The organism is Amycolatopsis sp. NPDC051102, assembly GCF_040682815.1.
Lineage (GTDB): Bacteria > Actinomycetota > Actinomycetes > Mycobacteriales > Pseudonocardiaceae > Amycolatopsis.
In genome coordinates, this window is the sequence record NZ_JBFBBT010000008.1 from 82,751 (window position 1) to 103,684 (window position 20,934).

Consider the following 20,934-nt stretch of genomic DNA (forward strand, 5'->3'; position numbering starts at 1 on the left):
CACGGCGATGCACATCGAGTTCAGCCCTTCGCGGCGATCGACCGTCGGCGTGGAATGGGAACTCGGCCTGGTGGACCGCCGCAGCGGCGAGCTGTCCTCGGTGGCCGAGCAGATCCTCGAAGCCGTCCGGCCCGACGGGGAGGCCGAGCACCCGAAGATCAAGCAGGAGCTGCTGCTCAACACGATCGAGATCATCACCGGCGTCTGCGACACGATCGGCGAGATCAAGGCCGACCTGAACGACTCGCTCGACGTCGTGCACGGCGTCGCCGACCCGCTCGGGGTCGAGATGTTCTCGGCCGGGACGCACCCGTTCTCGAACTGGTACCAGCAGAAGGTCACCGACAAGGAGCGCTACGCCAAGCTGATCGACCGGACCCAGTGGTGGGGACGGCAGATGCTGATCTACGGCGTCCACATCCACGTCGGGGTCGACCACCGCGAGAAGGTGCTGCCGATCCTCGACGCGCTGCTCAACTACGCGCCGCACCTGCAGGCGCTGTCGGCGTCCTCGCCGTACTGGGGCGCCGAGGACACCGGGTACGCGTCGAACCGGGCGCTGATGTTCCAGCAGCTTCCGACGGCCGGGCTGCCGTTCCAGTTCCGGAAGTGGGCGGAACTGGAGAGCTACGTCGAGGACATGTTCACCACCGGCGTGATCGACAGCTTTTCCGAGATCCGGTGGGACATCCGGCCGTCGCCGAAGCTCGGCACGATCGAGATGCGCGTCTGCGACGGCCTGCCGACGCTGGAGGAGGTCGGCGCGATCGCGGCGCTGACGCAGTGCCTGGTCGACGACTTCGCGGAGCGCCTGGAAGACGGCGAGATCCTGCCGACGCTGCCGCCGTGGCACGTCCAGGAGAACAAGTGGCGCGCGGCCCGCTACGGCACCGATGCGATCATCATCCTGGACGCGGCCGGGCGCGAACGGCTCGTCACCGACGACGTCGCGGACCTGCTGGACCGGCTGGAACCGGTGGCGCGGCGGCTCGACTGCGTGGCGGAGCTGCGGGACGTCGAGACGATCCTGCGGTACGGGCCGAGCTACCGGCGGCAGCGGGCGGTGGCGGAGCGGCACAAGGGCAGCCTGAAGGCCGTCGTCGCCTCGCTGGTCGCCGAGATGCGCGACGGGATCGCGAAGGACTAAAGCCGGTCCAGCTGCGTGCGGAGCGTGCCGGGGCCGAGGATCGACGCGCCGAGCGCTTCGACGCGTCCTTTGAGCTCCCGGTCGGCCGTCGCGACCAGGACCCGCGCTTTCTGCTGCGCGACGACCTCGACGATCTTCGAGTCACCGTCGGTATCCGCGGCGACGACCTCGACGCCCGGCACCGACGTGACGTGCTTGGCCTTGCCTTCGACGACCAGGATGATCCGCGGCCACCAGGTCACGGTCGTGTCGGCCGGGTCGGGCACGCCGGCTTCGGCGAGCTTGGCGAGCTGGGCGCGGAGGCGTTCGGCCGCGCCGTGCCGGTCGCGCCACCAGCCGTCCGGGCGCGAGCCGACGACGTTGGCGCCGTCGACGACGAGGACCAGCTCCTGCCCGACGCGGTCCCGCAGGTGCGGCCAGGCGGCGGCGAAGTCGCGGTGAAGGGGGTAACCGGGGACGTCGTCGGGATCCACCCAGCGCACCTCCGCACTTTCGGGGTTGGCGACGCGCGCCTCGGCGCCGTCGGCGAGGGCCAGCACGGTGGTGTAGCTCCAGTCGCCGTGGTCGACGACGGAGGCGGAGACGGCGCGGAAAGCGTCGGCGGGGACGGAGGTTTCCTCGAAGGCTTCGCGGGCGGCGGCGCCTCTGGCCGTCTCGCCGGCTTCGATGGCGCCGCCGGGGAGCGCCCAGGTGCGCCCGTGGTGCACCCACCAGGCGCGGCGCTGCAGGAGGACGCCGCGGGCGGGGTCGACGAGCAGGAGGCCCGCGGCGCCGTAGCGGCCCCAGTGCACGTGCCCGCAGGAACAGCGGACGAAGACGCTCGCGGACAGGTGACTCACGTGTCCAGCCTGGCACACTCGCGGGCATGATCCCGTTCGATCGGCTCAAGGACACCTTCTGGGACGCCGGTCCCGGCGAGCCGCTGAACGCCCGGACCTTCGCCCACGCCGGCCGCGAGCTGGGTGTCCGCCTGCCCCTCGAGCTGGGCGAACTGCTGGGCCTGCGCAACGGCGGCACGGTCGCCGCGCACTGCGACGCCTTCCCGACGAGCGAGGCGACGTCGTACAGCGGGACGCACGTTCCGTTCGACCACCTCCTCGGCGTCGGCGGGCGGTTGTCGATCCTGGATTCGCCCTACCTGAGCACGGAGTGGGGCCTGCCGAAGCGGGTGGTGGTGCTGTCCGGGGACGGCCACACGTGGATCGCGCTGGACTACCGGCTCTCGGCCGAGCCGTCGGTGACGTGGTTCGACGCGGAGCTGGAGTCGGAGCTGCCGCTGGCGCCGACGTTCCGGGCGTTCGCCGAAGGCCTGGTGCCGTCGGGCAGCTTCCCGGCGGAGTGAGCGCGGCCGCCGATGACCGCGGTCAGGAGGACGCCGAGGGTGAGGCCGCCGAGCAGGATCGCGGCCGTGACCATGCCGGGCACGAGGGGCTTGACGACGAACTGCGCCACGAGGATCCAGCCGGCGAAGACGAAGACACTGGCGGCGGCCAAGCGCAGGGCGGATCGCGCGGGGCAGACAGGGGGTTGGATCGCGCTGTGGATCGCGCAGGACGAACCGGGGGTTGGATCGCGCGGCGTGGATCGCGGTCAGACCGGGGTCTTCGCCGCCTCCAGGGCCAGGGCCGCCGCGCCCACGATCGCCGTGTCGTCGCCCAGGTGCGCTGTCCTGATCCGGGCCAGCGGGCGGTGCCGTGCCCCCGTGATCGCGCCCGCGTAGTGCTCGCGGGCCTCGTCCAAGAACAGGGGGGCCGACTCCGACACTCCCCCGCCGATCACGATGATCTCCGGGTCGAACACGTCCGCCACCAGGGCCAGGCCCTCGCCCAGCCACTTGGCCAGTTCCGCCATCGCCAGCTGGGCGATCGGGTCGCCGTCCCGCGCCGCGCCCGCCACTCGCCTGCCCGTCACCGAGCCCGGGTCGCCCGCCACCTGGGGGGCCAGCACCGTCGAGCGGCCCGGGTGGCGGGCCAGGAGCTCCACCGCCGTCGCCGCCAGGGCCGTTCCGCTGCAGTAGCGCTCCCAGCAGCCGTACTTGCCGCACGGGCACGGGCGGCCGCCGCGGACCACCGTCAGGTGGCCCAGCTCCGGGGCCACGCCGTACGCGCCGCGGAACAGCTTGCCGTCCAGCAGCAGGCCCGCGCCGATGCCCGTGCCCAGCGCCACCAGGGCCGCCACGTGGGCGCCGCGGGCCGCGCCGAAGCGGTGCTCGCCCACCATCGCCGCGTTGACGTCGTGCTCCAGCAGCACCGGGAGGCCGACGCGCTTTTCGATCCGGTCCGCCACCGGGGCGCCGCGCCAGGCCAGGTGCGGCGCGAACATCACCGACCGGCGGTCGCGGGCCACGAAACCCGCCACCGCGAGCCCGACCCCGGCCACCTCGTGCCGGTTGCGCAGGTCCTCGACCACCCCGGCGATCGCGTCCTCGAGGGCGCCTTCCTCGGTCGGTGTCGCGACGCGGGCCGTGTCGAGCAGGGAGCCGCGTTCGTCCACCACGCCGGCCCGGACACTCGTCCCGCCGACGTCCACCCCTATCGTCCGCACTCAGCTCTCCCACTCGTCGCGCCGGCGGACGGCGATGTGCTGCACCCGCGGCGACGGCCGCGGGTCCGCGGGCCGCGGCGCGGGCCGGAACCCGGGCATGTGCACGCCCTCCTCCGGCTCCCAGCGGTCCGCGAGCACCGCGCGCAGCAGGGCGACCAGCTGCGCGAGCTGCTCGGCCAGCCGCGCGACCAGCTCGGGCCGCTCACCGCGCACCACCGCGACGATCGCACACAGCGGACACCAGCCGCACGCCGAACCCTCCGGTTTCGCCTCGTCCGGGGTCCCGTGCCCGGCCGCGAGCACGCCTTCGAGCCACGGGGCCGCCTTTTCGGCGACCAGTTCGGCGAGCAGGCGGATCTCCTCCGCCAGGCGCGGCCCGTGTTCCTCTTCGCTCACCCGCGTCCCCGGTTCCCGGCCAGGTGCACGACCAGGCCGTCGGCGTCGGATTCCGCGCCGGTGATCCGGCACGGCCGCAGCGGCTGCGGCAGGGCGATCAGCCTGCGGAAGCCGTCCACGGTGATCGCCAGGTCGTCGTCGACGCGGGCGAGATCGACCTCGGCGTCCCGCGCCAGCGGGATCGCGACGCGCAGGGTGTACCCGTCCGGGGCCTGCCGCACGCGCAGCAGCGGGGTCACCGGGGAGCCGTCGCCGTCGAGCGGGTCACCGCCGCGGTACAGCTCGGCGGCGATCTCCAGCAGCGCGGGCAGCCCCACCGGCTCGGCGGCGCGGTGCTCGACGCGGGTGACCGGCGCGATCCCGGCCGCAGCGAGCCCGGCGAGGACGGCGTCCTGCTGGGCGCGGCGCGTGCGCAGCCACGACGCGGCGCCGCCGCGCCACATCCCGGGCGCGGGCATCAGCCGGTTGGCGATCAGGCCGTCCACGGCGATGCCGCGCAGGGCCAGCGAGCTCAGCGTGCGCCGGGCCTCGGCGACGACCACCCGCTCCGGCGTCAGGACCAGCCGGACCGTCGTCACCGCCGGATCGGTGAGCAGCTCGCGCAGGCCGTCGAGGTGAGTGCCGAGGCGGCGCACCGAGTCCGTGACACGGCCGCGCGGGCCGAACACCCGGGTCAGGTAACCGGAGACGGCTTCGGGCAGGGCCAGCAGCCGCAGCGTCTCGGCCGTCGGCCCGCAGTCGACGACGACGGTCTCCCACGGGCCGTCCCCGGCCAGCCGGCGGACCTCGGACAGGGCGAGCAGTTCGTCGACGCCGGGCAGCACGGTGAGCTCTTCGGCGTCGAGCCCGTCCAGGCCCGCGCCGGCCAGCACCGCCCGCAGCTCGCCGCGCAGCCCTTCCCAGCTCGTGTCCACCAGGGTGCGCGAATCGACCTGCACGGCCGAGAGGAGCGAGTCCACTTCGGACGGTTCGGTGCCGAGGGGGCTGCCGAAGGCGTCACCGAGCGAGTGCGCCGGGTCGGTCGACACGACGAGGGTCTTCCTGCCGCGGGCGGCGAGGGCGGCGCCGGTGGCCGCGGCCAGCGTGGTCTTCCCGACACCCCCCTTGCCGGTGAACAGCAGGATCCGCACGCTACCCCTCAGCCCGCTTCTTGAGCTCCTTCAGCGCGGTGTCCATGACCATCTTCTCGGCCTTGCGGCGCAGCAGCCCGATCATCGGCAGCGCCAGCTCGACCGACAGGGTGTAGGTGACCCGCGTCCGGCCGCCGCCCAGGTCGGCCAGCGCGTAGCGGCCGTTCTGCGCCTTCTGCATCTGGCCCTTGACCAGGTGCCAGCTGACGCCGAGGCCGTCTTCGTCCCAGTCGTATTCGAGGGTGTAGACGTCCTTGATCGGGCCCGCGTCGAGGGTGAGCTTGACCTGCTTGGCCCGCCCGCCGGCATCGGTGTCGAGGACCTCGGTCTCCCGGACGGCCTTGGCCCATTCCGGATAGGCGGGGAAGTCGGCGATCACGGCCATCACCCGGCTGGGCTCGGCGTCGACCTCGATGGACTGTGTGGACTGCTCGGCCATGGTCGAAGCGTAGCCGCCGCGGTTGGTCACCAGCGCAGCACGTAGGGCTGCCCGGTCTCCTTGAAGTGACCCACGTTGCGGCACTCGGTCAGGCCGACCCGGGCCCGCGCCGCCAGCGGCTGGTGCACGTGCCCGAACACCGACCAGCGCGGCCGCTGCGCCCGGATCAGCTCCAGCAGCGCCACCGAGCCGATCTCGCTGCGGCGCGCCACGACGTCGTAGACCAGCTCCGGCAGGGCGGGCGGACCGTGCGTGCAGAGGACGTCGACGTCGGTGAGGGCGGCCACGCTCCGGTCGTAGTCCTCGCGATCCCGCAGGTAGGGGCGCCAGGCGGCACCCTGGCGACGGCGCGGGACGACGCCGTCGGGCAGCAGCGCGCCGCCGACGAACCCGAACCGCAGGCCGCCGATCTCGGCCACCTCGCCGTCCAGGACCCGGATGCCCTCGCCGGCGAACTCGGGCCACAGGTCCGGGGTGTCGACGTTGCCGGGGGTGGCGTAGGTGGGCGCGGTCATCGCCGCGAAGAGCGTCGCGTACTGGTCGCGGATGGCCTCGTCGACCGCGGCGGCCGGGTCGTCGATGCTCGCCCAGAGCGTGCGCGAGAAGGCAACGGTTTCGTCACGGGTGCCCTCGCGGCGCAGGCGCGCGAACTGGCCGACCTTCTCGGCGCCGAACAGGGCGCCCATGATGCCCTTGTCGTGGTCGTGGTAGTCGACGAAGTCGATCAGGTCGCCGAGCACGACCAGGGCGTCCGCCCCGTCGCCCGCCCGCTTCAACGCGTCCGCGTTGCCGTGCACGTCCGAGACGACGTGAACTCGCACCCCTGGTCCCCTTAGCCCTCGCCCCGCGGAGGTACGCCGGGCTCGCGCCCGTCCTCCAGGATCTCCTTCAGCCCGAGGGCGATCGCCTTCGCCGCGCGGGCCCGCCGGTCGAACTCCCGGCGCAGTTCGCGCGGCCCCAGCGCACGGGGCGCCCCGGCCGCGTCAGCGGGCGTCGCCCGCAGGAAGTAGTGCAGCAGGGTGCCGTCGAGCACCGGCTCGAGCCAGACCTCCATCGTACCGACGAGCGCACCCCGCACGGTCCAGCGCAGGCCCTTGTCACCCCGGTCGGTGTAGACCTCGAGGACCAGGTCGGGCCAGTAGCGCCGCCAGGACGCCGGTTCGGCGAAGACCGCGGCCACGGTGGCCGGCGGCACGGCGAGGAAGGTCTCGTCGACGATGTCGAGGGAGGGTGGCGCGGTCACGTGCGAAGAATGTCACGGCCTCGCCGCGCGGCGCCGATCAGCATGGTCTTAAGGTGCTCACCACGCTAAGTTGACTGGCGGGTAACAGCGGTGTCGCCTGCCGCACGCGTTGAACACGGAGGTCCACGTGCGCGAATACAGCGCTCCCGCCGGCAAGCCGGTGGCCGACGACGAGAACATGTCCGATGTCGTCTGGGCGAACGCCGAGCGGTTCTCCGACGTGGTGAGCTTCCGCCGCCAGGTCGAGGGCAGCTGGCTGGACGTGACCGCCAAGGAGTTCGCGGCCGAGGTGCTGGCCGTGGCCAAGGGCATGGCCAAGGCCGGGATCGGCCGCGGCGACCGCGTCGCGATCATGTCGAAGACCCGCTACGAGTGGACGCTGATCGACTTCGCGATCTGGGCGGCCGGCGCGGTCACCGTCCCGATCTACGACACGTCCTCCCCCGAACAGGTGCACTGGATCCTGTCCGACTCGGCCGCGAAGGGCGTGTTCGTCGAGACGAACGGCCACGCCGCGGCGGTCGGCGAGATCCGCGACCGGCTCACCGAGCTGGCCAGCATCTGGCAGATCGAAGGCGACTCCCCCGCCGTCGAGGAGCTGTCCGCGCTGGGTGCGCCGCTGTCGGACGACGAGCTGCACGACCGGCGCCGCGAGGTGAGCGCGGACGAGCTCGCCACCATCGTCTACACCTCGGGCACCACCGGCCGCCCCAAGGGCGTCGAGCTGACCCACCGCAACCTGCTGGCCGAGATCCGCGCCGACATCGAGGCGTTCCCGCAGCTGATGGAGCAGGGCAACTCGCTGCTGTGCTTCCTGCCGCTGGCGCACGTGCTGGCCCGCGCGATCGCCGTCACCGCGCTGACCGCCCGCGTCACCCTCGGCCACACCCCGGACGTCAAGAACCTGGTCGCCGACCTGGGCACCTTCCGGCCGACGTTCGTCGTCGCCGTGCCGCGCGTGTTCGAGAAGGTCTACAACTCGGCGAAGCAGAAGGCCCACAGCGAGGGCAAGGGCAAGATCTTCGACGCCGCCGAGGCCACCGCCGTCGCCTACAGCGAGGCGCAGGACCGCGGCGGGGCCGGGGTCGGGCTGAAGCTGAAGCACGCGGTGTTCGACAAGCTCGTCTACGGCAAGCTGCGCGCGGCCCTCGGCGGCCGCTGCGTCGCGGCGGTGTCGGGCGGCGCTCCCCTGGGAGCGCGGCTGGCGCACTTCTTCCGCGGCATCGGCGTCCCGGTGTTCGAGGGCTACGGCCTGACCGAGACGTCCGCGGCGGCGAACGTCAACACGCAGACGGCGTTCCGCGTGGGCACGGTCGGCAAGCCGGTCAACGGCACGTCGGTCCGCATCGCCGACGACGGCGAGGTCCTCCTCAAGGGCGACGTCGTGTTCCGGGCGTACTACAACAACCCGCAGGCCACGAAGGAAGCGCTCACCGACGGCTGGTTCCACACCGGCGACCTGGGCGAACTCGACCCGGACGGCTTCCTGAAGATCACCGGCCGCAAGAAGGAGATCATCGTCACGGCGGGCGGCAAGAACGTCGCCCCGTCCGGCCTCGAGGACACGATCAAGGCGTCCCCGCTGGTCAGCCAGGCGATGGTGGTGGGCGACCAGCGCCCGTTCATCGCGGCCCTGGTGACGGTGGACGAGGAGTACTTCCCGTCCTGGAAGTCCCAGCACGGCAAGCCGGCCTCCGCCACGGTGGCGGACCTGGCCTCGGACGCAGACCTGCTCGCGGAGATCCAGGCCGCGGTGGACGAGGCGAACAAGTCGGTGTCCAAGGCCGAGGCGATCAAGAAGTTCACCGTGCTGGCCAACGACTTCACCGAGGCCGGTGGCGAGATCACGCCGAGCCTGAAGCTGAAGCGCAACGTGGTCTCGAAGAACTACGCCACCGACATCGAGGGCCTGTACAAGAAGTAGCCCGTCGCTTCAGCCGGCCGGGTTCCGCACCACCGATTTGGCGCAGGTGAGAAGGTCGCCACTGATCGGCGACCTTCTCCCCCCGGCCGCGCTGAGCACCTTGATGAGCCCGGCGGTGGCGACGTACACCGCGAGGAGCTGCCCGATCCGGGCGTCCGAAGTGCGGTCCGCGTGGACGTCGACGTCGTCGATGACGGTGTAGAGCCGCCGCAGCCACCGGCGGTCGGCTTCATCGCCGTCCTCCACCAGGGTTTCGAAGTCCCGGTAGCCGATCACCTGGAACCTGCGCGGGCCGGACGACGTCTCGCGCAGCAGGACATCGCCGATCGCGGCCTGCCAATCCCGGTAGATCCAGGCTTCCCGGACGGAGAGGAGGCCCGCGACACGCGATCGGCTGCCGACGAGGCCGGCTCTGTCCAGCACGTCGGCGCCGGCTGCTGCCGCCACCACAGCGTGGATCCGCTCGAGGGCTTCGAGCTGCGCGACCTCGTCGAGGTCGCAGAATCGCGCGACTGTCCCGGCGTGCAAAGCCTGCTTCAGCTCGTGGTCCACCTGGATGCCCGCCCGCCGGGAGGATTCGCCCGAAGTCGCGCCGAGACCCCAGACCTCTGCCAGGCCGCACAGGCGGGTCGCCTCGATGTGCCCTCCTTCGGCCAATGCCTCACCGAAGGCGTTCAACGCCTCTTCGAGTTCCTTCTTACGGGAAACTTTGGGCTGCAGAAGCAGCAGCTCTCGGCGCAGCGCCCGGATCCAGGCGAGCAGACTCGCCATCCGATACAGCGTACTGAGCACCTTGTAGCGCTCGAACGTCGTTACGTGGACCTCGCCCGACAGGAAGAAACCGCTTCCGTCGGCGGCGAAGATTTCCCGCATCCGGTAGAAGAGATCAGCGGCACTGACGGCGAGCGGGTTCGCGTAGTTTTCGTACGTCAGCCTGGATGCGGCCCTGCTTTCCCGGCGCGCCGCGAGGCGGCGGAACACCTCCGCGAGCACGGCGACGAGGATGGCGACGAGCCCCGCCACGATCGCGCTCTGCAGCTGAGCCGAAAGTGGGCCGATCAGCGGCACAGCGGCGCTCCCGCAGCCGAAAGCCCGCTCACAGGTCGGTGGTCCGCATCGAGCTCTTGACCAGCCGCAAGCTCAGCTTCCGCGGCGCCTCTTCGGGTACCTGATCGAAGCACCGCTCGTTCGGCACGTCGAGGACCACGTCGACCTCCCCGTTGACCGCCGACCTGAACAAGATCCCGTCGACCTCCCCGCCCCGGAAGATCTTGAGGAGGTACTCGGTGACGATCTGCGTCGGCACGTATTCGATGTGCTCCATGCTCTTCTCGACCGGCTGGCTGATCCGCGCGACGAATTCATGCAGGAAGCGGAACTCACGCCAGCGTCCTCCCCAATCCGGGTCGAACACGCTCGGGACGTCCGGAAACCCTGTGAAGTCGATGACGCGGCACGGAGCCGAGATTTCGAACTGACCGACGGTTACCCGGGCGAATCCGGAGTCGAGCCGCGAGACCTCGGCGATCGCCGTCTGCTGTTCTTCTGCACCGTAGAACAACGGGATACCCGCCGGGCTCATCCGGTTCGACTGCCGCGCGAGCGTCGACGGGATGGTCCCGAGGTCCCGGCCGCCCCAGTCGCCTCGCTCGTCGTGCGGACGAGCGCGCCAGAACCGGGTTCCCGCCGGAAGCGTCCGCACCGATCCGGCGGTGTCGATCAGCGCTCCGACGTGGTCGAGGATCCGGCCCGCCGGCACCTCGCCGGACGATTCCGCATCTTCGTCGTCCGCGGAACGTCGCAGCCAGAAGACGTACCGGGTTTCGTACGTGACCGCGTGGCTGAATCGTGCCCAGCTGTCACGAAGCACCTCGTCCCGCCGTCGACGCGCCCAATCCTTCTCCGTCCAGAAGCTGAAGGGAATCGCGCCCTGGACGGCTTCGACCAGCCCCCGGCCGACGAGCACGTCAGCGAACTCCTCGACGATGTCCCAGGTGTCCTTGGGTTCGACGAACTGGTAGCCCCCCTCGGCAGAGTCGTAGGGAACGGCCTCGCCGTCGATGTCGCCGTACTCGTTCGATACCCCGTTCACGAAGGCGTCGACCAGCACGTCCAGGGGCGCAGCACCAGGTTTCCCGCAGAACCCGCACACCTCGGCGGTCTCGGCGGCCGCCGAGATGATGTCCGCCAAAGCGCGGTCGTCCACACAGGCCCGGCACACCCACTGCCCGGCCCCGTCCGGACTCGGCGACTGCTGCTCCAATGCGCCCACCTTCCCCCTGATGGGCGCGGATATTACCGGCCGCTGCGCCTTCGCGTTCTACGGCGTCCGCTGGGCCGCGATGAAGTCGCGGTACCAGCGGTAACTCGACCGCGGTGTGCGCTGCTGGGTTTCGTAGTCCACGTGGACCAGGCCGAAGCGGTGCTTGTACCCGTGCGCCCACTCGAAGTTGTCCAGCAGGGACCAGCAGAAGTAGCCGCGCAGGTCCACGCCGGCCGCCGCGGCCGCGCGGGCCGCCTCGATGTGGTCGCTCAGGAAGCTGATGCGCTCGTAGTCCGCGAAATCGCTCCGGTCCGCGTACACGCAGCCGTTCTCCGTGACGTACACCGGTGGCAGGTCCGGGTAGCGGTTGTGCAGGCCGACCAGGGCTTCCGTCAGGCCCTCCGGCTCCACCGGCCAGCCCATGCCCGTGCGCGGGACGTCCGGCAACCGGGACGTGTCCACCCCGATGTCGGTCACCGTCCGCGCCGCCGGGTCCGGCTCGCGGTGGGGCGCGTCCGCGACGTGCAGGCGGTAGTAGTAGTTCACGCCCAGGTAGTCCAGGGGCACGCCGATCGTTTCCAGGTCTTCGTCGCGGCGGAACGCGAAGTCCGAGACGCCGCTGAACATCGCCGGCAGGCCCGGGGCGTAGCGGCCGCCGAACAGCGGGTCGGTGAACTGGCGCCGCAGCAGGGTGTCCTGGCGGGCGGCCGCGGCCGCGTCCGCCGCCGAGTCCGAGACCGGGACCGCCGGCGACTGGTTGAGCACGATGCCGAACTGGTGGTGCGGCAGCGCCAGCGCCCGCATCGCGCGCACCGCCAGGCCGTGGCCGAGCAGCAGGTGGTGGGCGGCCGCCAGCGCGCCGTCACCCTCCCGCGCCCCGGGTGCGTGGCGGCCTTCACCGTAGCCCGCGACCGCGCACGGGTACGGCTCGTTCAGCGTCGTCCAGTGCTCGACCAGGTCGCCCAGCTCCGCGTGGACCAGGGCCGCGTAGTCGGCGAACCGCAACGCGGTGTCGCGGGACCGCCAGCCGCCGTCGTCCTCCAGCGCCTGGGGCAGGTCCCAGTGGTACAGCGTCAGGAACGGCTCGATTCCCTTCTCCCGCAGCCCTTCCACGAGCCGCCGGTAGAAGTCGAGACCACGGCGCTCCGGGCGACGGCCGTCCGGCTGGATCCGCGGCCAGGACACCGAAAACCGGTAGGAATCCACGCCGAGCCCGGTGAGCAGGGCCAAGTCCTGCGGCCAGCGGTGGTAGTGGTCGGCCGCCGGTTCCCCGGTGTCGCCGCCCGCCACCGCGCCGGGCACCGCGGCGAAGGTGTCCCAGATGGACGGTCCGCGGCCGTCCGCGGTGGTCGCGCCCTCGATCTGGAACGCCGATGTTGCGACGCCCCAGCGGAAGCCGGGCGGGAAACTACTGGTCACGGTCTACTCCGGGGAGGTCAGCCCTTGAGCGCGCCCTGCATGATGCCGCCGACGATCTGGCGGCCGAACAGCAGGAACACGATCAGGACGGGGACGGTGCCGATGGTGGCGGCGGTGAGCACGAGCGTGTAGTCGGTGGTGTAGCCACTGGCCAGGGTGGACAGTGCGGTTTGGACGGTCGGGTTCTCCGGCACCAGCACCACCAGCGGCCAGAAGAAGTCGTTCCACGCCTGCATGAAGGTGAACAGGCCGAGCACGGCCGCGGCCGGGCGGGCGGCGGGCAGCGCCACGTGCCAGAACAGCCGCAGCGACCCGCAGCCGTCCATCCGCCCGGCTTCCAGCAGCTCCAGCGGGAGCGCGCGCTCGAAGTACTGGCGCATGAAGAACACGCCGAACGCGGTGACCAGGCCGGGCACGATCACCGCCTGCAGCTGCCCGGCCCACCCGAAGTCGGCCATCATCATGTACAGCGGCACGACACCCAGCTCGGTCGGGATCGCCTGGGTGGCGACCACGACGAGCAGCAGCGCCGTCCGCCCGCGGAAGCGCATCTTGGCGAAGGCGAACCCGGCCAGCGTCGAGAACAGCACCACCGAGACGGTGATCGTGCCCGCGACGATCAGCGAGTTGCCCAGCGCCAGCGCGAAGTCCGTCTCGTCGAAGACGCGGGCGATGTTCTGGAACAGGTGGCCGCCCGGCACGAGCACCGGCGGCACGCTCCCCACCGCCTCCGTCGTCTGCGAGGAGACGACGAACGACCAGTACACCGGGAACGCCGAGCCGGCCAGGATCGCGATCAGCGCGGCGTAGGTCCACGGGCTGGTGACCCGCTTCCCGAGCCGCCGGAGCCGCCCGGACGAGGCGGCAGGCGGCGCGGGCGCGGCCGGGGTCAGCACGGAAGTCATCTCGCTCCTCAGTCCGTTTGGATCCGCCGGGTCACCAGGTACGACAGGCCCGCGACGAGCATCGTGGCCACGGCCAGGATCAGCGCGATCGCCGAGCTGTAGCCGAAGTCGTACTTGGTGAAGCCCTGCTCGTAGAGGTAGAGCGCGGCGGTCTGGAACTGCCGGTCGGAGCCGCCGGTGGCGGCCGCGGTGCCCGGGTTGAACAGCAGCGGCTCGGCGAGCAGCCGCATGTTCCCGGTCGTCGCGATCACCGTGGAGAAGATGATCTGCGGCCGCAGCAGCGGCACGGTGATCCGCCAGAACTGCTGCCACCCCTTGGCGCCGTCGAGGGTCGCGGCCTCGTACATGCTGGACGGGATCGCCTGCATCGACGCCAGGAAGATCAGCGCGTGGTAGCCGGTCCAGCGCCACACCACCATCGACGCGATGGCGGTGTGCGAGCTGGCCGTGCCGGCCTGCCAGTCGACGTGCCCGCCGCCGAACCAGCTCAGCACCCAGTTCACCAGGCCGAAGTCCCGGCCGAACAGCTGCGCGAAGATGATCGTCACCGCCGCCACCGAGGTGATGTTCGGCAGGATCATCCCCATCCGGAAGAACATCCGCCCGCGCAGCCTGCGGTTGAGCAGGTGCGCGATGCCGAGCGCGAACAGGATCTGCGGGACCGTGGTCAGCAGCCACAGGCTGACCGTGTTCCCCATCGAGTTCCAGAAGTACGGGTCGTGGAACAGCAGCTGCTCGTAGTTGCCGAACCCGATGAACTTCGCGCCTTCGGCGTCGATGAGGTTCCGCTGCTGCAGCGACACCCAGGCGGTGTAGAGCAGCGGGAACAACCCGAAGACGCCGAAGATCAGGAAGTACGGGCTGATGAAGCCGAACGGCGACAGCTTGACGTCCCACTTCTGCCGCCGTTCGGCGAAGGTGAGTGCCATTACTTGATCTTCGCGACGTCACCGACCAGCTGCTGCCACGCCGCCGGACCGTCCTGCTTGCCCTGTTCGACGCGCTGCATCGCGTTGCCGAACTCGGTCTGCACGTCGCCGGCCTTCGGGCCCTGGTACTGCGGGTTCAGCTTCTTCGCCGCGTCCGTGAAGACCTTGCCCACGGGCGCGTTGCTGAAGAACGGGTTGGTGTAGCCGGTGATCTTCGGGTCGTTGTAGAGCGACGGCGCCGAAGGCAGCAGCCCCTTGCTGGTGAACACCTTCGCCTGCTGCTCGGGGGCAGTCAGCCACGCGGCGAGTTCGGCGGCTTCCTTGGTGTGCTTGCCCTGCTTGGGCACGGTCAGGTACGAGCCGCCCCAGTTGCCGCCCCCGCCGGGCACGGCGGCGACGTCCCACTTGCCGGCGGTGTCCGGCGCCTGGTCCTTGATCTTGGTCATCATCCAGGCCGGGCAGGTGACGGTCGCGAACTGGCCCTGGGTGAAGCCGGTGTTCCACTGCGGCGTGCTGTAGAGCAGGCCGGCGCTCAGGTTCGCCTTGACCGCGTCGACCACGAGGTCCCAGCCCTGGCGCAGCGCCGGGTTGCTGTCCACGATGAGCTTGTCGTTCTGGTCGTAGTAGCCCTGCGGCGCCTGCCCGACGATCGCGTTGAGCACGGTCGGGCCGCCGTCCATGAACTTGACGCCGTTCGGCGCGTGGGACTGGAAGCGCTTGCCGGTCTCGAAGAACGCCTGCCACGTCGGCCAGAGCGCGGAGACGGCGTCCCGGTCCTCGGGCAGCCCGGCGGTTTTGAACATGTCGCGGCGGTAGCAGATGGCCAGGCCGCCGACGTCGGTGCCGTAGCCGATCTGCTGGCCGCCCTTGGCCAGCGAGGCCGCCCACTTCCAGCCCAGCCAGCGGTCCTTGAGCTGGTCGCCGCCGACGGTGTTCAGGTCGACGAACTTGTCCGGCGTCGCCTTGAACTGGGCGACGTAGCCGGTGTCGATGGCTTCGACGTCCGCCGCGCCGGCCCCGGTGGCCAGGTGCGCGGCGAGGTTCTTGTGGTGGTCGGAGTAGGCGGCCGTCCGCTCGGTGATCTCGATGTCCGGGTGCGCCGCCTGGTACTCCTTGATCAGGTCGGTGTAGCCGAAGTTGCCGAACAGGCCGAGGCTCAGCTTGACCTTGCCGCCGGCGGCACCGCTGTCCCCGCACGCGCTCAGCGCGGTGAGCGCGACCAGGGCGGCACTCACCCCCGCGATCAGGCGGATCCGGCGGTTTGTCGTTTTCGGGCGCATGAGATCTCCGTTGTTCTGCGGGCCGTCGGGAAAACGCGGGTCCCATGAGAGCGCTCCCAGCCCGTTGCCGTCAAGTAACGAAATGGCAACAGCCCTCGGCGTTTACGCTGTCAGGGATCGTGTGCTACAGATGTAACCGGTTACAACAACGGAGGTCAGCATGGTCACCGCCCGCGAAGTCGCGCAGCTCTGCGGGGTATCCGTCGCCACCGTGTCCCGGGTCTTCAACCGCCCGGCCACGGTCAGCGCGACGACCCGCGAACGCGTCGAACGCGTCGCGCGGGACCTCGATTTTTCGCCGAACGAGTCGGCGCGCGCGCTGTCGCGGCAGCAGTCGGCGATGGTCGGGCTGGTCTGGGACACCGACCACCGGCGGCCCGGCTGGCGGCACCCCTTCCTGCAGGACCTGTTGCTCGGCCTCAAGTCCGCGCTGAGCTCGCACGGCTACCACCTGCTGATGCTCGCGACGAGCGACGACGCCCGCGACCGCCACCCGGGCGTGTCGCTGGCCGACCCGATCGCCTACGTGAGCATGACCCGGCGGCACCACCTGGCCGGGCTGGTGCTGATCGACAGCGGGACGGACGCCGACGCGTTCACCGCGTTCGCCCAGTCGGGGCTGCCGTGCGTCGCCGTGGACGTGGCCCTGTCGGGCCCGCGGGCGACGTACGTGACGTCGGACAACGCCGGCGGCGCCGCGGCGGCGGTTCAGCACCTGGCGGCCCTCGGCCACCACCGGATCGCGACGATCACCGGCCCGCGCGGCAACGCGCCGGCCGGCGCCCGCACCGAGGGCTACCTGCGCGGCCTGGCCGAAGCGGGGCTGGAGGCGCGGGAGGACCTGGTGATCACGGGGGACTTCTACCGCGAGAGCGGCTTCGTCGGCATGCGCCGGCTCCTGGCCAGGAAGGACCCGCCGACGGCGGTGTTCGCGGCGAGCGACGAGATGGCGGTGGGGGCGCTCCTGGCGGCCCGCGCGGCCGGGCTGCGGGTGCCGGACGACCTGGCCGTGGTGGGGTTCGACGACATCGAGGTGGCGTCCCTGGTGGACCCGGCGCTGACGACGGTGGCCCAGGACAAACCGGGCTTCGGCACGGCGGCGGCCGGCGCGCTGCTGGCGATGCTCGAGAACGCCGACGCACCGGAACCAGTGCTGCTGCCGACGAAACTGGTGGTCCGCGACTCCTGCGGCTCCCGGTCGTGAGTGGCAAGGAGGGTTCTAACTCGCGTTACCACTCACGACAAGCCGCGGCAGACCCCTAGACGGTGATCTTCGCGTCCCAGTCGATGTGGTGCGAGTACAGCCAGCCGCTCTCTTCGCCGACGTCCTGGCCCGCGCTCGCCGCGACCAGCTTCTCCACGCGCTCCCGGCGCAACCCCTCGTACGCCGCGAAAGCCGAGGCCGGGTCCGGCAGATCGCGCAGGCACTGCGCCAGGACCACGCTGTCCTCCAGCGCCATCGACGCGCCCTGCCCTGCCGCCGGGGAGGCGGCGTGGGCGGCGTCCCCGGTCAGGACCATTTCGGGCGTCGACCACACCCGTGTCTCGGGGACGTCGTAGGAGTGGCCGCCGAAGACCTCGTCCCCGGTGGCCGCGACGATGTCCGCGCAGGGCAGCGGATCGCCGTCGAACGCCGCGTGCGCGAACTCCCGCCAGCCCGCCGGGGTGACGGCCGCGAGCTCCTCGCGGGACCGCTCGGTGTCCGGGATGCGGGCGAACCAGAACGTGGCGCCGTCCGGGTCCGTCGTGAAGCCGAAGGCCGCGCGGCTGCCCCGGATCATCCGGTAGATCCCCGGCGCGGCAGGCAATCCGCCCGCCCGCGTGTAGCCGTAGACGACGGTCAGCCCGGTGTAGCGGGGTTCGTCGGCGGCCGGGTCGATCAGCCGCCGGACCACCGAACGCAGGCCGTCCGCGCCGACGAGGACGTCGCCGGTCGCGGTGGTGCCGTCGGCGAACTCCGCCGTGATCCCGCCCGCGCCGGGCCGGGCGCCCACCAGCCGGCGACCGCGCTCCAGCGGGACACCGCGGCGCGCGGCCTCGTCTTGCAGGACGCGGTAGAGCGTCGCGCGGGTCAGGGTGCGCGGCCTGTCCAGGCCTTCGATGTCGAACTCGCGCCGTCCCAGGGTTTCCCCCGTCGGGGCGACGAGCTCGACGCCGTACGCGGCGAACGAACTGTCGATCACGGGCCGGTCGGCGCCGATCGCGCGCAGGGCGTCCATGCCGTTGTGCATGATCGTGAGGAACGCGCCGATGTCGTCCCCGCCTGCGGGATAAGCCTCGTAGACGACCGGCTCGTGCCCGGCGAGCTTCAGCGCCATCGCCGTGACCGTGCCCGCGATCCCGCCACCCGCGACCAGTACCCGCACTTCGCGCCCCCCGTCGACTCCGCGTGCCGCCGCCGGTGACGTTACCGTGGCGGCGGCACGCGGCGCCTACTTCTCCTTCGCACCGCTGGTGGCGATTTCGCCGTTCAGGCCGCGCGGGTAGAACCCGCCCGAGGACACCTTGTCCGGGTTGAGGTAGGCGATGTTGAGCACGCGCTCGGCGGAGCGCCCGAACGCGATGCCGTTGGCGTCGGCCGGGACGAGGTTCGCCTTGCCGTACTTGAGGACGCCTTCGTCGTCGTCGGCCTTGCCGTCGAGGCTGTCGCGGGCGTCGGACATCTTGTTGGTGATGTCCCCGAGGCCGCGCTCGAACAGGGCCGACCGCACGATCCCGGCGTGGTATGCCTCGACGGCCAGGATGCCCGCGGCCGCGTCGAGGAACGTCTTGTTGTTCACCAGCGGCGCCGCGCCCTTGTAGGCCGACACACCGACGTCCTCGAACAGGTAGGCGGCGAGCAGGAAGTTGTTCTCGCTGCCGAACGGGTCGAACGTCTGGCCCTGCTTGATGACGCCCGCGGCCTGCATGGCCGCGGTGAAGCTGTTCTGGAAGTCGATTTCCGGCTGCGCGACGGCGGCCTTGTCCAGCGCCTTGCGCAGGAAGTTGACGTGCGCGACCTCGTCGCCGGCGATCTCCTGGACGATCTGCTTGGTGTGTTCGCTCTTGAACTGCACCGCGTGCCCGCCGGAGACCTTGCCGAGGTTGCCGACACCGTTGACGTACTTCTCGTTCAGCCCGTAGCCGTAGACGGCGAACGAGTACAGGTTCGCCTCGAGGTACTCGAGGTTCAACGCGAAGTTCAGCACGGCGGCGTCGCTCGCCGCCTCCTTCGCCTTGTCACCTCCCTGCGCACCGTACTGCGACGTGGCACCCGCCGAGCCGAGGCCCAGCGACAGCGCCGTGCCGAGCGCGCCGGCACCCGCGACGCCGAGTCCCGCCGCTCCCGCAGCCTTGAGGAAGCGGCGGCGGTCGGTCGCGTTCTCCGCGCTGCGCTCGATCAGCTGCTCTGTGTAGCGTTTTCCGAACACCGGGGGACGTCCTCTCGTGACGAGTTCGTCCACCTCACCCACCGGTCATACGTACCTGGGCGTCCCCCGGCTCGGTCAAATCGGGAAAATTTTTGATCGACTTGCGTTTGCGCAGGTCAGCCGCGCTGCGCGACCGCGAGCCGGACGCACACCGCGAGCGCGCGGACGGCCTCTTCGACCTCGGCGAGCTTCGGGAAGGTCGGCGCGATCCGGATGACGGCGTCGGCCGGGTCGTTCCCGTGCGGGTGGGTCGCCCCGGCGGGGGTCAGCGCGACACCGGCCTCCTTCGCCAGCCGCACGACCTCCTTCGCGGTGCCCTGCGGGACGGTCAGCGTGATGAAGTAGCCGCCGGTCGGCTTGGTCCACGACGCCAGGTCGGCCAGCTCCTCGGTGAGGATGCGGTCGACGGCCGCGAACTTCGGGCCGATGATCTCGGCGTGCTTGCGCATGTGGGCGCGGACGCCGTCTTCGTCCTTGAGGAAGTGGGCGTGCCGCAGCTGGTTGACCTTGTCGGGACCGATCGTGCGCTTGCCGGCGTTCCCGGTCCACCAGGCCAGGTTCGCTTCGGACGCGCCGAAGAAGCCGACGCCGGCGCCGGCGAGCGTGATCTTCGACGTCGAGCCGAAGACGAAGACGCGGTCGGCGTTGCCCGCCTCGGTGGCCAGGGCCAGCAGGTCGGCCAGCTCCGGCTCGGCGTCGGTGAGGTGGTGCACGGCGTAGGCGTTGTCCCAGAAGATCCGGAAGTCCGGCGCCGCGGTGCGCATGGTGGCGAGGCGCTTGACCACGTCGTCACTGAACGTGACACCCGTCGGGTTGCTGTACTTCGGCACGCACCAGATGCCCTTGACGGCGGGGTCCTCGGCGACCAGCGTCTCGACCGCGTCCATGTCCGGGCCCTCGTCGGTCATCGCGACCGGGACGAGCTCGATGCCGAACCGCTCGGTGAGCGCGAAGTGGCGGTCGTAGCCCGGAACGGGCGCGAGGAACTTCACCCGCGGCTCGTCGGCCCAGCGGCGCTCGGCGCCGGGGAGCTTGCTCAGCAGGGCCTGGACGACGGCGTCGTGCATCAGCTCGAGGCTGGAGTTGCCGGCCGCCAGCAGCTGGCCGGCGGGCACCTGCAGCGCGCCGGCGAAGATGCGGCGCAGCTCCGGCAGGCCGTTGAGGCCGCCGTAGTTGCGGACGTCGGTGCCGTCCTCGGCCTTGAAGGTGCCGTCACCCGGGAGAGTGAGCAGCGCGTTCGAAAGGCCGAGCTGCTCGGGGGACGGCTTGCCGCGGGTGATGTCCAGGGAGAGGCCTCGGCCGACCAGGGCCGCGTACTCGCTGCGGGCCGTGTCGACGTCGACGGAAGCAGTGGTCATGGCGTCCACGCTAAACCCGGTGTCGATACCATTTCGGGGCGGGTCCTGGCTAGGGTGGTTCGTGTGCACCTCGTAGTCCACGCCGACCAGCGGCAGTTCTCCTTGCGCGACTCCGGTTCCCGGCTGGACGGCAGCGGCTGGTCCCCCGAAGCGGTGGAATCCCACCGGATCGGGGCGGAGCCCGGCGGGATCGCGATCGCGACGGCACGCTCGGACCTGGTGGAGTCGTCGGTGACGCTGGTGCCGTCGCCGCCCGCGTTGGCGCCGTCCGCCGAACACGTGGTGGAAGCGGATCTTCCGGTTCCGAGCGGGAAACTCGTGATTTCCGGGCCGGCGGACTACCCGTCGCAGGAAAAGTTCTTCTCGGTGCTGCCGGGGTTGTACCGGGCCCGGGTGTCGTACGTGCCGGCCGGGCCGCCGCCGGTGGACTGGAACGACCACGAGTACGGGGAGCACTACCGGTACGTGGTGGAGCTGTGGCCGGTTTCCTCGCCGTCGGGCGTCGAAGTGCTGCGCCAGGGCGCGGGAGTCTGGGACGGCTGAGCGC

The 20,934-nt window shown here is 71.1% G+C and carries 21 protein-coding genes; 5 read left to right on the forward strand and 16 right to left on the reverse strand.

Annotation, left to right across the window (positions count from 1 at the left end):
- Nucleotides 1-7 precede the first annotated feature (7 nt).
- Entirely contained in the window at nucleotides 8-1,147 is a 1,140-nt protein-coding gene (locus AB0M93_RS23100) for a glutamate--cysteine ligase (protein WP_364276238.1), read from the forward strand.
- On the opposite strand, the gene AB0M93_RS23105 is transcribed toward AB0M93_RS23100, so the two are convergent.
- Complete coding sequence (locus tag AB0M93_RS23105; RefSeq protein WP_364276239.1) at nucleotides 1,144-1,986, reverse strand: NUDIX hydrolase; 843 nt, start codon at nucleotides 1,984-1,986, stop codon at nucleotides 1,144-1,146. The two genes, AB0M93_RS23100 and AB0M93_RS23105, sit on opposite strands and share 4 nt — an antisense overlap.
- A gap of 26 nt (nucleotides 1,987-2,012) precedes the next feature.
- Between AB0M93_RS23105 and AB0M93_RS23110 the strand changes: the two genes are divergently transcribed.
- The gene (locus AB0M93_RS23110; protein WP_364276240.1) at nucleotides 2,013-2,489 is read left to right on the forward strand and encodes an SMI1/KNR4 family protein; all 477 of its coding nucleotides are present in this window, start codon (nucleotides 2,013-2,015) and stop codon (nucleotides 2,487-2,489) included.
- Nucleotides 2,490-2,737: 248 nt separating this feature from the next.
- On the opposite strand, the gene AB0M93_RS23115 is transcribed toward AB0M93_RS23110, so the two are convergent.
- From AB0M93_RS23115 to AB0M93_RS23140, 6 genes are read right to left on the reverse strand one after another with little or no spacing between them, the layout of a single operon-like run.
- On the reverse strand, nucleotides 2,738-3,676 hold the full coding sequence (locus AB0M93_RS23115; RefSeq protein WP_003074370.1) for an ROK family protein: 939 nt from the start codon (nucleotides 3,674-3,676) through the stop codon (nucleotides 2,738-2,740).
- Nucleotides 3,677-3,691: 15 nt separating this feature from the next.
- Nucleotides 3,692-4,087, reverse strand: a complete 396-nt coding sequence (locus tag AB0M93_RS23120; RefSeq protein ID WP_364276241.1) for a hypothetical protein — start codon at nucleotides 4,085-4,087, stop codon at nucleotides 3,692-3,694.
- The gene (locus AB0M93_RS23125; RefSeq protein ID WP_364276242.1) at nucleotides 4,084-5,217 is read right to left on the reverse strand and encodes an ArsA family ATPase; all 1,134 of its coding nucleotides are present in this window, start codon (nucleotides 5,215-5,217) and stop codon (nucleotides 4,084-4,086) included. The genes AB0M93_RS23120 and AB0M93_RS23125 overlap by 4 nt, the downstream gene beginning before the upstream one ends.
- A gap of 1 nt (nucleotide 5,218) precedes the next feature.
- On the reverse strand, nucleotides 5,219-5,656 hold the full coding sequence (locus tag AB0M93_RS23130; protein ID WP_003074379.1) for an SRPBCC family protein: 438 nt from the start codon (nucleotides 5,654-5,656) through the stop codon (nucleotides 5,219-5,221).
- Between the two features lie 26 nt (nucleotides 5,657-5,682).
- On the reverse strand, nucleotides 5,683-6,477 hold the full coding sequence (locus tag AB0M93_RS23135) for a metallophosphoesterase (protein ID WP_364276243.1): 795 nt from the start codon (nucleotides 6,475-6,477) through the stop codon (nucleotides 5,683-5,685).
- A gap of 11 nt (nucleotides 6,478-6,488) precedes the next feature.
- Nucleotides 6,489-6,899 (reverse strand): polyketide cyclase / dehydrase and lipid transport, encoded by a 411-nt coding sequence (locus AB0M93_RS23140; protein WP_364276244.1) that lies wholly within the window; start codon nucleotides 6,897-6,899, stop codon nucleotides 6,489-6,491.
- A 127-nt stretch (nucleotides 6,900-7,026) separates the two neighbouring features.
- On the opposite strand from AB0M93_RS23140, the gene AB0M93_RS23145 reads away from it, so the two are divergent.
- Nucleotides 7,027-8,823, forward strand: a complete 1,797-nt coding sequence (locus AB0M93_RS23145; protein ID WP_364276245.1) for a long-chain fatty acid--CoA ligase — start codon at nucleotides 7,027-7,029, stop codon at nucleotides 8,821-8,823.
- Nucleotides 8,824-8,832: 9 nt separating this feature from the next.
- On the opposite strand, the gene AB0M93_RS23150 is transcribed toward AB0M93_RS23145, so the two are convergent.
- From AB0M93_RS23150 to AB0M93_RS23175, 6 genes are all read right to left on the reverse strand, one after another.
- Nucleotides 8,833-9,846, reverse strand: a complete 1,014-nt coding sequence (locus tag AB0M93_RS23150) for a hypothetical protein (RefSeq protein ID WP_364276246.1) — start codon at nucleotides 9,844-9,846, stop codon at nucleotides 8,833-8,835.
- Nucleotides 9,847-9,919: 73 nt separating this feature from the next.
- Complete coding sequence (locus tag AB0M93_RS23155; RefSeq protein ID WP_364276247.1) at nucleotides 9,920-11,086, reverse strand: HEPN-associated N-terminal domain-containing protein; 1,167 nt, start codon at nucleotides 11,084-11,086, stop codon at nucleotides 9,920-9,922.
- Between the two features lie 57 nt (nucleotides 11,087-11,143).
- Nucleotides 11,144-12,505: a GH1 family beta-glucosidase gene (locus tag AB0M93_RS23160; RefSeq protein WP_364276248.1), complete on the reverse strand. Its 1,362-nt coding sequence runs from the start codon at nucleotides 12,503-12,505 to the stop codon at nucleotides 11,144-11,146.
- A 17-nt stretch (nucleotides 12,506-12,522) separates the two neighbouring features.
- The gene (locus AB0M93_RS23165; RefSeq protein ID WP_364276249.1) at nucleotides 12,523-13,410 is read right to left on the reverse strand and encodes a carbohydrate ABC transporter permease; all 888 of its coding nucleotides are present in this window, start codon (nucleotides 13,408-13,410) and stop codon (nucleotides 12,523-12,525) included.
- Between the two features lie 8 nt (nucleotides 13,411-13,418).
- Nucleotides 13,419-14,339 (reverse strand): sugar ABC transporter permease, encoded by a 921-nt coding sequence (locus tag AB0M93_RS23170; RefSeq protein ID WP_364276250.1) that lies wholly within the window; start codon nucleotides 14,337-14,339, stop codon nucleotides 13,419-13,421.
- Nucleotides 14,339-15,619 (reverse strand): ABC transporter substrate-binding protein, encoded by a 1,281-nt coding sequence (locus tag AB0M93_RS23175; RefSeq protein ID WP_364276251.1) that lies wholly within the window; start codon nucleotides 15,617-15,619, stop codon nucleotides 14,339-14,341. The genes AB0M93_RS23170 and AB0M93_RS23175 overlap by 1 nt, the downstream gene beginning before the upstream one ends.
- Before the next feature lie 160 nt (nucleotides 15,620-15,779).
- Between AB0M93_RS23175 and AB0M93_RS23180 the strand changes: the two genes are divergently transcribed.
- Nucleotides 15,780-16,823, forward strand: a complete 1,044-nt coding sequence (locus tag AB0M93_RS23180; RefSeq protein ID WP_364276252.1) for a LacI family DNA-binding transcriptional regulator — start codon at nucleotides 15,780-15,782, stop codon at nucleotides 16,821-16,823.
- A 55-nt stretch (nucleotides 16,824-16,878) separates the two neighbouring features.
- Here AB0M93_RS23180 and AB0M93_RS23185 read toward each other — a convergent pair whose 3' ends face one another.
- From AB0M93_RS23185 to AB0M93_RS23195, 3 genes are all read right to left on the reverse strand, one after another.
- Nucleotides 16,879-17,985 carry an FAD-dependent monooxygenase gene (locus AB0M93_RS23185; protein ID WP_364276253.1) on the reverse strand — a complete coding sequence of 369 codons (1,107 nt, stop codon included), beginning with the start codon at nucleotides 17,983-17,985 and terminating at the stop codon, nucleotides 16,879-16,881.
- Nucleotides 17,986-18,051: 66 nt separating this feature from the next.
- Complete coding sequence (locus AB0M93_RS23190) at nucleotides 18,052-19,029, reverse strand: ferritin-like domain-containing protein (RefSeq protein ID WP_364276254.1); 978 nt, start codon at nucleotides 19,027-19,029, stop codon at nucleotides 18,052-18,054.
- Between the two features lie 116 nt (nucleotides 19,030-19,145).
- Nucleotides 19,146-20,387: an aminotransferase class I/II-fold pyridoxal phosphate-dependent enzyme gene (locus AB0M93_RS23195; protein ID WP_364276255.1), complete on the reverse strand. Its 1,242-nt coding sequence runs from the start codon at nucleotides 20,385-20,387 to the stop codon at nucleotides 19,146-19,148.
- A 63-nt stretch (nucleotides 20,388-20,450) separates the two neighbouring features.
- Between AB0M93_RS23195 and AB0M93_RS23200 the strand changes: the two genes are divergently transcribed.
- Nucleotides 20,451-20,930, forward strand: coding sequence for a hypothetical protein (locus AB0M93_RS23200; protein ID WP_364276256.1), 480 nt, complete (start codon nucleotides 20,451-20,453; stop codon nucleotides 20,928-20,930).
- Nucleotides 20,931-20,934: the final 4 nt, after the last annotated feature.

Coding starts and splice junctions, on each gene's coding strand:
- AB0M93_RS23195 (WP_364276255.1), bottom strand. CDS start 20,387: ATGACCACTGCTTCCGTCGACGTCGACACGGCCCGCAGCGAGTACGCG.
- AB0M93_RS23175 (WP_364276251.1), bottom strand. CDS start 15,619: ATGCGCCCGAAAACGACAAACCGCCGGATCCGCCTGATCGCGGGGGTG.
- AB0M93_RS23130 (WP_003074379.1), bottom strand. CDS start 5,656: ATGGCCGAGCAGTCCACACAGTCCATCGAGGTCGACGCCGAGCCCAGC.
- AB0M93_RS23165 (WP_364276249.1), bottom strand. CDS start 13,410: ATGACTTCCGTGCTGACCCCGGCCGCGCCCGCGCCGCCTGCCGCCTCG.
- AB0M93_RS23110 (WP_364276240.1), top strand. CDS start 2,013: ATGATCCCGTTCGATCGGCTCAAGGACACCTTCTGGGACGCCGGTCCC.
- AB0M93_RS23170 (WP_364276250.1), bottom strand. CDS start 14,339: ATGGCACTCACCTTCGCCGAACGGCGGCAGAAGTGGGACGTCAAGCTG.
- AB0M93_RS23180 (WP_364276252.1), top strand. CDS start 15,780: ATGGTCACCGCCCGCGAAGTCGCGCAGCTCTGCGGGGTATCCGTCGCC.
- AB0M93_RS23100 (WP_364276238.1), top strand. CDS start 8: ATGCACATCGAGTTCAGCCCTTCGCGGCGATCGACCGTCGGCGTGGAA.